At 40.6% G+C, this 10,937-nt stretch carries 9 protein-coding genes and 1 pseudogene; 6 read left to right on the top strand and 4 right to left on the bottom strand.

Annotated elements, in window-relative coordinates:
- Positions 1 to 2,123: 2,123 nt before the first annotated feature.
- The 3 genes from ABLT31_RS29680 to ABLT31_RS29690 all read right to left on the bottom strand — a co-directional run bounded on the left by ABLT31_RS29680 (position 2,124) and on the right by ABLT31_RS29690 (position 4,311).
- The gene (locus ABLT31_RS29680; protein ID WP_367758491.1) at positions 2,124 to 2,468 is read right to left on the bottom strand and encodes a hypothetical protein; all 345 of its coding nucleotides are present in this window, start codon (positions 2,466 to 2,468) and stop codon (positions 2,124 to 2,126) included.
- A 1-nt stretch (position 2,469) separates the two neighbouring features.
- On the bottom strand, positions 2,470 to 2,637 hold the full coding sequence (locus ABLT31_RS29685; protein ID WP_367758493.1) for a hypothetical protein: 168 nt from the start codon (positions 2,635 to 2,637) through the stop codon (positions 2,470 to 2,472).
- A 258-nt stretch (positions 2,638 to 2,895) separates the two neighbouring features.
- Positions 2,896 to 4,311, bottom strand: coding sequence for a PQQ-dependent sugar dehydrogenase (locus ABLT31_RS29690; protein WP_367758495.1), 1,416 nt, complete (start codon positions 4,309 to 4,311; stop codon positions 2,896 to 2,898).
- 357 nt (positions 4,312 to 4,668) lie between these two features.
- Between ABLT31_RS29690 and ABLT31_RS29695 the strand changes: the two genes are divergently transcribed.
- Positions 4,669 to 5,256, top strand: a complete 588-nt coding sequence (locus ABLT31_RS29695; protein WP_367758497.1) for a hypothetical protein — start codon at positions 4,669 to 4,671, stop codon at positions 5,254 to 5,256.
- Positions 5,257 to 5,602: 346 nt separating this feature from the next.
- Here the strand turns inward: ABLT31_RS29695 and ABLT31_RS29700 are convergent, their stop codons facing one another.
- Positions 5,603 to 6,448 (bottom strand): MerR family transcriptional regulator, encoded by an 846-nt coding sequence (locus ABLT31_RS29700; RefSeq protein WP_367758513.1) that lies wholly within the window; start codon positions 6,446 to 6,448, stop codon positions 5,603 to 5,605.
- Between the two features lie 208 nt (positions 6,449 to 6,656).
- Between ABLT31_RS29700 and ABLT31_RS29705 the strand changes: the two genes are divergently transcribed.
- The 5 genes and pseudogenes from ABLT31_RS29705 to ABLT31_RS29725 all read left to right on the top strand — a co-directional run.
- Positions 6,657 to 7,019, top strand: coding sequence for a nitronate monooxygenase (locus tag ABLT31_RS29705; RefSeq protein ID WP_367758499.1), 363 nt, complete (start codon positions 6,657 to 6,659; stop codon positions 7,017 to 7,019).
- Positions 7,020 to 7,279: 260 nt separating this feature from the next.
- The gene (locus ABLT31_RS29710) at positions 7,280 to 7,945 is read left to right on the top strand and encodes a hypothetical protein (RefSeq protein WP_367758502.1); all 666 of its coding nucleotides are present in this window, start codon (positions 7,280 to 7,282) and stop codon (positions 7,943 to 7,945) included.
- Entirely contained in the window at positions 7,935 to 9,650 is a 1,716-nt protein-coding gene (locus ABLT31_RS29715; RefSeq protein ID WP_367758504.1) for a GMC family oxidoreductase N-terminal domain-containing protein, read from the top strand. Before ABLT31_RS29710 ends, ABLT31_RS29715 begins: the two co-directional genes overlap by 11 nt.
- A gap of 676 nt (positions 9,651 to 10,326) precedes the next feature.
- Positions 10,327 to 10,620 (top strand): hypothetical protein, encoded by a 294-nt coding sequence (locus ABLT31_RS29720; protein ID WP_367758506.1) that lies wholly within the window; start codon positions 10,327 to 10,329, stop codon positions 10,618 to 10,620.
- A gap of 160 nt (positions 10,621 to 10,780) precedes the next feature.
- Positions 10,781 to 10,937 (top strand): annotated as a pseudogene (locus tag ABLT31_RS29725) (isocitrate lyase); the annotation flags it as partial.

Consider the following 10,937-nt stretch of genomic DNA (forward strand, 5'->3'; position numbering starts at 1 on the left):
CCTCGGAGGACGTTTCGGAAAATTGGAGAGCCAAGGTTGACATATCTAAGCCTTTTGCTACTTTGGCAAGCGTATCAATCGTAACGTTTTCGTGTTTGTTTTGTTCCAGGCTTCTAATCGTTGTGTGAGCTTCTTTCGTTTTCGATCGTTATAAATGATAGTGCCTAAGTCTTTTGGGCGTATTGGCATCGCTTACCACCTCTATATATTACGTTAATCCATATAGCGAGAGATTGCCAGGCCGTTATAATAGCTATTTTCATCGATAATCGCCATTATAATGTCTGTTGTATCCACTAAAAAAGAAATGTACATCGATCAATGAATGATCATTATGAATCTAATTTTTTTATTCCATAAATATAGAACTAAGATCATAGATAAAGGTCTCCTAGACGGGGAGAGCCTCGTTGAAAGAGCGATCCTATCAGAGGAGAGCTACACGTTAAGCTAGGATTCATCGTACATGAAATTGGCAGTACCTAACTGCAACCAAATGGTAGTATTCTGTGTGAAAAGCTGCTCATGCATATAGTGATTTCATCATAGTTCTAGCTGTAGAAGATTCACAGTGCCCAGTAGGACCTGATATAAAAAATGAAACCCATTCAACACTTCTCCTCAAATAGTAAAGGTAAACTCAACAATAGGCCAGACACTGGGAGTGTGTATTTCGGGGTAAAAATGACACTTATAGTGTTATTTTCAGACGTAGGTTGGTATAACGATAATCAGACCTCTACTACATGAGGAGAGGCATTAGTTCTCGTATTAAAATTAATAGAGATAAGAGAAAGGATGACCAGGTACTGCTAGTACTCGTTGGCACGTTTACCCTGAATCGTTTATAAAGGAGAACCTCTTTAGAAAGAGAGCCGATCTCTTAATCGTAAGATAAATACAGAAAGAACAACAGGATCATAATGATCCTATTTATGTGCAAAGTTGAACAAACTGGGTATCCCATGGGTTGTTCTAGAGTTCTAGAATAAAACCGATATCATAAATAAACTTCTTGATTAAGATGGAACTGGTTCTTTAAGAAAACCGCTATCCTTAGAGGACTTATCCTATTTGGGGAGAGGGCTGTTCATGAAAGATCGAACCTAGCATAGTGCGACATTTGGTAATACTTTATGTGAAATGTTGAACAAAAGACTTGTTTAAATGGAGTATTGCAGAGAACAGGTAACCGTAGGAAACATTTTTTCTGGTTCTAGATCAGAACCGATTGAATGTTAATCCATTTTGGGAGATGGTCAATCAGAAAGTAAATCTATGCTAAGCAATCCGCTTCCTCGCTTATTGGGAATTATAAAAGAAAATCTACCATAACTGATCCTAAATGTTACATTCACAAAATGTTAATTAATAAAAAGATAAACTCCTCATTCTATTCCTACTAATCAGCAATGGTTTTTTATTGTTTAGGAAGGAAATAGTCGAGCTTTTGGCTGCGCAACGTGAAACTAGAATGGTACTAGTAGTCAACAAGAAGCCTTGTAGCCTTGATCCGTTAGACCTTAACCTTTTTGAAAATCGCATTTTAACTTTAAGTCCATGAAAAGAAAAGGTAAGGGTTCTTGTTCATTTTGTCTACCCTAAGTACAAAAGGGGGTGACATATTTGGATAATAGTAGACTAAACGATCATTTTTATTACGTAGACCTAAAAGCTCGGGTGTTAAATGTGATTCTTCAACTGATGGAGGATGAAGTGTACTCTAGGGAAAGTACAAAGGAGCAACCTCTTAGAAAGCTTTTAGCCTTAAAGTTTTAAGGAAATAGAAAAAGCATATATTTTTGGCAATCGTGCCTTGGGAATTACGAACAAGGATCGGATGTAAAGAAAAACCCTATCCAAATCGACTACTTGGATAGGGTCTTTTACTTAGTTGACGAACCCTTATATGACCTCTTCAAAAAAAGAGCATATCCTCTAATCATAAAACAAATACAAAGAGATCAACAGGAACATAATGATCCTATTTATGTGAAGGAATGAATAAAGATAGTGAAATTAGCCTATAATTAGGCCGGCGTTGACCTGGTGACCAAAGAGGAATGCGAAGCCAACCTCGAAGAAAATATAGCTGATCTGATCACAAGGATGAAGAAGCAGGCCTACAAACCACTTCCCGTACGTAGCAGTTGGATCAAATAAGATGAGGCCACTCGGTATTCTCGCATATGAAGATAAACTAATCCAGAGCGCGGATTTTCTACCGTGGTCATTTGGATTTCGACCTTACCGAAGTATCCATGATGCCTTGAAGGTATCACCGGCCATTCGTTTAGTATTGGAATTTTTGAGATGTTAATGACAGGAGTAGCTGTGACGATTCCAATGTATGAGCCGATCCCATCTTTCCAGCGCATGTTTCCTGCTAAATTGCCAAGGATCGCCAGTGTATAAGAAAAGCCTTTTTGTAAAATAATGAAAACCGGATCGAGAATCCGGTTTTTCAATCTAATCTAATAAGATATCTTCCAAAATTTCTTGAGCAAGTGATTGAGCGCAATGACAATCGGTAGGAGAGGTCTGACAGGAAAAACAAACCTCTTGAGACATCATTTCTTTCCATTGAACCACTTTGGGTGCAGTATTTGGAGGAAAGTTGGTCAATTTAAACGGCATGGAACGTCATCCTTTTTGTTTAGTATTTTCTGTTGTATTCCCCTTTTTTATGCATTTCTGGAAAAAGAGTTTAATTCGCCCAATTCCTCCGACACGTTGGATCGAGAATCCTGTTTCAGCATCGTAAATAACCCAAGATCGTTTTCTGTACTTGCCTGTTTGAATGAGGGAGCTGATTGTTCTCTTGTTTTATACTTCGATACAATTACATCTAAGTAAGAGATTTATCTAGATTAAGTAGAGTTTTGTTGTTATGAATCATGGAACAATTTCAAAAACAGTACCTTGGTTAAAATCAGTCACTTTCATAGAACCATAAACCCCTAAATATAATCTGGTTTGGTCTAGATTCGTTCCCAGAGTAACAAAATAAGCAGATTGAGACCCAAAATTATAATCGGTTTCAATAACACTAAAATCATTTAGTTTACAATCTGGTCTTACCCTAGTATAAGCTAAAACTCCTTTAACCGGAGTTTGAGATTCTTCCTTCCGGACAAGATCGGTAAACACAACGCTTCCCGTTAAAGCGGGGATTCCTTTCCCCATATATGGTTGGACTCCTGTAAGTGCAGTTCCCCCAAACTTATCGGGTCGGGGATCTTTATGGAAATAACTGGTTAAAGGTTGAATTCGCCTCACTGAAGTTTTAATTGCTTCATTGTAATAAGCAATCGTTTTCTCATCCAAATTCGGATTTGCAGAGCAGCCCCTCATAATCGAAGTAGGAAAAGCACCTTCCCACCCTCGCCAACCAAAGTTAATAAATCCTTCTTGGTCAGGTTCAGATTCCATTAAAGAAGCTTGAATAAGTTGAGTAACCGGTATTGGTTTATAATGAACGAATGAAAAAATCGACTCTACCAAATCCTGTCCGACATTTCCCACATATTTAATATACTGATTATAATACCTTTGAAATGAAATCCCTGGTATATTGCGAACCCCTTTGGCAATTACCGTAAGTGTTTCCTGAATAGGTGCGGGCAGTTCATTAAAACGTGTGACTACGGGTGGATTATAGATAGATGTATTTTTAACTACATCAATTTCAATTATTTTACCTGCGATTTCCATCTCGTCCTGGCTTAAATTAAATGGGTCATAGCCTGATCCACCATCTCCGGTTGTTAAAACAAGTTTTCCTGTTTCAGGTGAAAAGTTTAAGCTATTAACACCATTATGATTAAAAAATGGTCTTCTTAAGTTAAGTAATGTCCGTCGTTTTTGAGGTTGACCATTCGATTGTAAAATCCATTCTTCAACTGTATCAATATGATCATATTGAGTATCTCTATTTGTCCACCTTAAGTTTAAAGTTTTGGGATCACACGGGTTTGGATTAAAAGATTCAGGTAGAGCACCTGGACCTTGTGTTCCAGCTACTGAATAATGAAGATAAAACAAACCGTTATAATAAAATTGGGGATGAAACGCTAGTCCTAGCAGTCCCCGCTCATCATATCCACCACCAGAAACACCTAGTTTTATGATTCGCGGGCGAATATCTAAAAAAGTTCTAATATCCCCGTTTCCTATGTAAAAGATTTCTCCTACCTGGGTTGCAATAAATAATCTTTCAATGGAGTCACCCGGAAGTACAGCTGCTTTCAAAACAGTGGGTAAATTTATCCTATTTACAATGGGACGTAAACTAACCTTAACTTTTATCAACTAACGTTACACCCCTTATCTTGTTTTCTATTATAAGAATATGATTAGAACTGTTCTAGCAGTACCAATTAGGGCTGCGGAATCTTCAAGGCGGTGCACCATTTTCTGTACCAGCGTCATGCAGCAAAATATCATTCCTTGTCCAGCGGTCTTAGGATGCTGCGAAGGACCCATATATTGACTTCCCAGTTGTTCATGAAAATACAATATATCAACTACTTTTATATGTACATAGGCGTGAAATGGCACCATCTCGATAAAGTATTAGGAAAATGTCTAGAAAAAGGACAACTTATCTTGAACAATTTTTAGCATAAACTTCTTTCTCACTGCATTTACCTATTATGGGGGTGTCAGATGCGGTCATTTTTCAAAAAAGTAACATCTAGTGTTTGGGGAGATGAGTTACCCCCGACTATTGACAGTTATTCTAAGACAATGCGGCTTGTAGCTGGTGCCCTATTAGGTTCAATAGCCGCTATTTTTCAATCTGCGGGGATTTTCACCGGTATTGGTTATATACTGAGCATGATGAGCACTGGTCCTCTTGTGCTTGCTAGCCTATTGTCACTCCGAATAGGTGTGATGACTTATTTCGTAACCATATTTCTATTGGCAATGTTCCAGCCAAGTGAGCTATTGGTGTTCCTCTTTACCACAGGATTATTAGGACTCAGTTTAGGCATTGGTCTTAAGTATTTAAAGAGAAGCATATTTATTATTCCATTTGCAGCTTTATGTTTGACACTAGGTATAAGTATTTTATTATATGGATTTAAATTTTCTATACTGGGACCATCGGTAACAACTCATTTTAATAGTATGGTTATTTTAGGGACATTTGCCTTTTCCTTATTGTATAGCTGGATTTGGAAGAAATTAAGTATCTCTGCTTTTAAAGTCCTCAATAAAGTTTTATCTCGACGATTATCTTATCGGAAATAAAGTTTACAATAGGAAAAAGCTGTCATTCGTAGGAATGGCGGCTTTTCTTTTGTAAAAGGGTACCTTTACAAAAACTTGTTAGCTACTACGAGTTTCGATGACAATACGGGATAGTTTGATATCAATGATGATTTTGCTCGCGTTAGGGAGTTTTTGTTCTGCTAAAGAGATTCAATTGTGGAGGAGTGGCTGTTATGAGCTGCTCCTCTTTGGTTACTGAACTTTTGGGCAGCATTAACGCAATAGTCACCTAGATGATCCTAAGAATTGGAATGCAAATTTATGGGGAACATTGGTTAACAAAAACATGCGAATCAAAAACTGATTCGCATGTTTTCTGTCTGAACTATTTTTTTAGCACTCTTAATTCAGTGAGGAACTGTTCTTCTTTTGATGAACTATAGTTGATCGGAAGAGAAACTTGATATACCTTCCCATATGTCTGTATACCATTGGATTCAATATAGCGGTAAAGCTTTTGATAGTAAGCATCATAGTCTTTTGAAGACCAATCAAATGAAATACATACATACTCACCGGATGGGATCGTATCTAACGTAATGTCTTTCTCTGCTAAATCTATCTTTTCTCCTTTGCAAATCGTCGTATAAATACTGCTGCAACAAATATCAACAGGATCCTGATAAGGGTTTAAATCATAAATGAACCCATAATAGTTATCGATGATATCCCCTCTTTCTTCCAGAACATCGGCCAATTTTCGGAAGTACAAGTCCGGTTGTTCAAAAGGATTAACTTCACACCTTTCCACTTTTAAAATGGTTTGCTCTTCTATATGTCGATGGTAAACGATGCCCTCTTCTTTTCTGGCGCATATTTCTAATTGTTCCCTGAGCTGCTGCTTTCTTCTTACAAGTAATCGCCGAGCACGTTCGAGGTTCTCTATTTCGTGCTCAATAACGTTTTCTTGCTCATCAAGAAAGGCATGCATATGTTCAGGGGTACATGAAGTTGAGACAATGTTCCTAATTTCCTCCAATGGTGTTCGGATGTTTTTGGGATACTTGATGATGTCTAAATAGAAGAACTGTCTAACATGGTAATACCGATATCCATTATCCGGATCTGTAAAATGAGGCTTGAAAATTCCCATTTTATCGTAATACCGCAAGGTTTGAATGGAGATGTTATTGAGACGGGCTGTTTCACCAACGGAATAATATTGTTTCATCACGACGATCCTTTCCTCGCTGTCAATTCCAACACCTGCGAAATTCTACATACTTAACTCGATAAGCAGCGCATTTCCCATCTGGGAATCATTGCTGTTCCACAGGCAGAAATTCACACTTATTAATATTAAATAAAAGAATTGACCCTATTCCCACTATAGGGTTTATGATTTGTGATGTAAATTAAAAAAGGTAAGTGGAGGAGAGATGTCTTTATGGAAAACAACAACAGAATCACAAGCATACTCGGCATCAAATATCCCATTGTTCAAGCAGCCTTGGATTACAGACGCCAAAATGGTCGCGGCCGTATCCAATGCAGGAGGCATGGGGGTTTTGGGACCTCATGGCGGTTACAATACCGTTCCGACGGGCGGTGTAGCCGAAGTTGGTGAGAGGCTTCGCCATGAAATCCGTAAAATAAAAGGATTGACCGATAAACCTTTTGCTGTAAACCTTTTTATGCCAAAGGAAGGCTGGGATAAATATTCAAGAACCACGTTAGAGGTGGCCCTTGGAAAAGCACCAAAGGCACAGCAGTTAAATAGACCTGTACAGCTTATAGAATAGAATTCAGCAAAACCACCACGTAAGCATTTCGTTACGTGGTGGTTTTTTTGGAGTCAAAAGGGTGCGGAGCATTCTTGTAACTCACTGGGGGACTGAAGCGCTTTGCGATAGCCGGACATGAAAATTAGTTTGTAGTTCTTAGAATATAAAGAATGGATTTGCAAGGGAATTCATATTTGTACCGCAAAATCATTTTTTAAGTTTCCGAGTAATACATTTATACGGGGTATGAATTGATTCTTATGAAGGAGGCGACTGACATGCATAAGAAAATTAACTCCACTTCCCATCAGACCCGGCATACGATCGCAACATTCCAAGCGCTCGTTGACGCCATGATACCCCGGACACCCCAATTAGCCCAAAAGTTTGGCCGCATACAGGAGATTGGAGCATTAGACCTTCATGTTGATCAATATATGATATGGGTGCTTGACCACATGCTGACCATCCAGGGGGATTTCAGCTTACGAAGGGTCATGCTTTCAGAACCGACCGCTGAACTGCTCGATGCTGGGGCAGTCCAGTTGGTTGCGGCAGGAGGCGCCAAACAAGCGGATGATGAATTGAACTTTCCAGGTGGCGGGGCTTTCTCCAGGCTTTCCCGTAGCGACAGGTTTCGTGCGATGTACTTACTGGAGTCGCTGAATATTGATTTGGGTTATTTGCCTCCGCCTTATCAATATAATGCCGGATTGGTTCAATTCGTGGTCGATACGCTCAACCGATTGGTCATGTTCGGTTTTTATTCGGAATGGCCCGGTTACGGAACAACGAGACTTGCCCCTCCGGGAATGAGAAGGCTTGAAGTATTCCCCGTCGCTTGGCTGCAAACGGGGTATCCGGGACCTTCACTGGGCTATCGGCAATTGCGAGGTTTCCTGTTGAAATTTCCTCACCGAAAGAGGGATGCTCATGACGCATGATAATCCTGATGTTATTGTGATCGGTTCGGGAGGGGGCGGGGCGGTTGCAGCCAAAGAGTTGGGAGAGCTGGGACTAAAGGTGTTGGTTCTGGAGGCAGGACCATGGTTTGGCAACAAAAAATGGCCAAAACCGACGGAAGAGCGAGGGGGAGAAAGCAGTTCCAGCCCAGGAGATTTGGATATTACACTTTATAAGGAGATTCATACGAGGCTTGAAAATGATATGAATGACTCGGTTGCCGGAAAATTGCGATGGGGTCCGGCTGATCTGCGAAGGTCGCCTTGGTTCCGGAGCATACAACAGCGAGGGCTCGTTTGGCAAAATTCAGGTGTAGGGGGAACCACCCAGCATTATTGGGGAAATTCACCACGTGCCTATCCTCAGGCGATCGACAACATTTGGCCCATTTCCTATCGGGAGCTTATTCCTTACTATGAAAAGGTTGAAGAAACGCTGCCCGTCCATTTTGCACCAACAACTCCTAAGGAAGAATTGTTCTATTATGGTGCGAAGAAAGCGGGTTGGCCGCTCATCCATACGCTGAATGTGACCCAGCCCGGGTATCGGCCAAATCCCAATGCGATTCTTCCACCCAATAAGAACTTGATGAATCCCGATTATTCCTTGGATGAATTGTTTAATATGGAGGGATGTTCACTAAGCGGGCATTGCATAAACGGCTGTGCCACGGGACCCTCAGTGGATCGAATTGCTAAGCGCTCTACAAACGTCAGCTATGTGCCGCTTGCGCTCAATACGGGAAACGTCACGATCAGGCCCAACTCCTTTACGACGAAGATATTGACGGAGAATGAAACAAGTGACGGCGTGCGCGCCGTTGGAGTACAATTTCGCGATACATGGACCGGAGAATTTGTAGAATTGCGGGCAAAAGCGATTGTCATGGCAGCCGGTCCCATTGAGTCCCCTCGACTGTGGCTAAATTCCGGGCTGCCGGCAAATCCATGGGTAGGGAGAGGCATGGTCAACCACTTTTTCGACTGGGTATCCGGGGTTTTTGATGAAAAGGATTTAATGGCGATTTTAGGGATACCGGAGACCGCCCCTTTTGTAGGGCATACTTCGGGAGCAAGATTGGATTACCCGGGCTTAGGGTGTATGCTAGTCCCGGGGCTCAGTCCCGGGTTATCCGCAGAATTCACTTATGGATTCAGCGGATACGGGTACAATTTCCTGCGCGAACCGGCACCGGATTCCCCATGGGATATACGCGGGAGAATCGTTGGCAGCCAACTGAAAAAGAAAATGGCCGAATATCGGCGGACCTTGAATATTTTGATTATTTCCGATGATGAAATCGTACAGGACAACGGCGTCACCGTTGATCCGGTCATCAGAGATGAGCATGGTCCTATTCCGGTAGTCAAATATTTTCCTACCAAAATCGCGTATGCCAGGCGCGATAAATTGGTCAGAGTTGCAACGGATATCTTGCAAAAGGCAGGAGCCAAGCAGATTATCCGTTCGGATTGGCCCTCCACCTTGTTTATTCATATGGAAAGTACGATGCGGATGGGCATGGTCACGGATTCTTCTGGTGAAGCCTTGCAAGTTAAGCGGCTTTACATTGCCGACAATAGCGTCCACTTTAACGGGCTCGGCGGCCCCAACCCAACGCTGACGACACAGGCCTTGGCCACCCGGACCGCAGAGAAATTGGCTGAGAAATATTTTAGCGGATGATTTGGATATCATTGAATGAATGAACCGGCTTCACTGAGGTCGGTTATTAGTTTTCACCCAATTTCCTTCTAAACCACGTTAAAATAATCAGAGATCTAATGATTACGGATAAACAGTCTATATAGCTACCTGTCAAGGGTGGCTATTCTTTTTTAGAATTGAAAAAAGGGGGAACAAAATATTTGGATTTGCCATGGGCTTCTTAAAAAAGCGTCTATGCGGACTCCAAACTCTTTTGACCAGCATATAATATGTCGATCTTTTTCATTAAACATTACATTTCGCTCACTAACCAGTGAAAGCCCTTTTCTTTCTTAAAGGAACCTTAACTGAACCGCAAATTCGGGATCAACCGTTTCGATATGGAACATCATTATTGTTCTGTAGTAGAACAATGTGACCACTTTATAACAATTTTAAACTTCCAAAATGAAAGTAGTTCAATGCTTTAGTAATTGGCATCGATTTTGCATTTTGGTATTTAGGAAACATCTGACGTACAAAAAGTCTTCTGGAGAGGGGTGAAATCATTTAAGAATCGATTTAAAAAACTTGTCTTTATCGTAGTCAAGATAAAAACCCGGGTACTCCAAAATGTTCTGTTTTATAACAGTTGACAAACATGTTGATTGTATTATAATTTTAATATAACAGATAAGGAGAGGATGTTAACAATATGCAGATCGCAAAAGCAACAGGAAAAGAATTTGTAGAACGTTGGATTCTCCTTAATAGAGGATCAGGCAAAACAAATGATCAAATGAAAGGAACCACGTTTGTGTACGGGAATGAAGTATTAACCCTCACCTCCAATGAACGAGGAGATCTTGAAATCAATTCCCATCAAACCAACGTGATTGTCTTTCGCCAAATGATTGAACTGGATATGAGGAATATATGCCGAGCCTGTAGCATGGAACACCAAAGTTATAAAGATGCTATAGAGTGCTGTGTGGATATAGAAGATTGATTTTTATGCTTATCCTGTTATATATCAATAGACCCTTATATACAACAACGTTTAGTTTCTTTAGGATAACGAACTTGCTCATGCAGGATCGAAGTTTATTTAATACCTTTGGTTGCAAAAGATTAGCATATAAACAAAATTGGATAGGGAGAGATGAACCGTGACTAGAGAACAACAAATTCGTCAAATCGAGGAAAGCTGGAAGTCCGATCGATGGAATGGTGTGGAAAGACCATATACTGCGGCTGATGTAGTGAAACTACGCGGATCCATCGTTGTCGAGCAAACCTTGGCTCGCATAGGGGCAGAGCGCCTTT

The sequence above is a fragment of the Ammoniphilus soli genome (assembly GCF_040813775.1).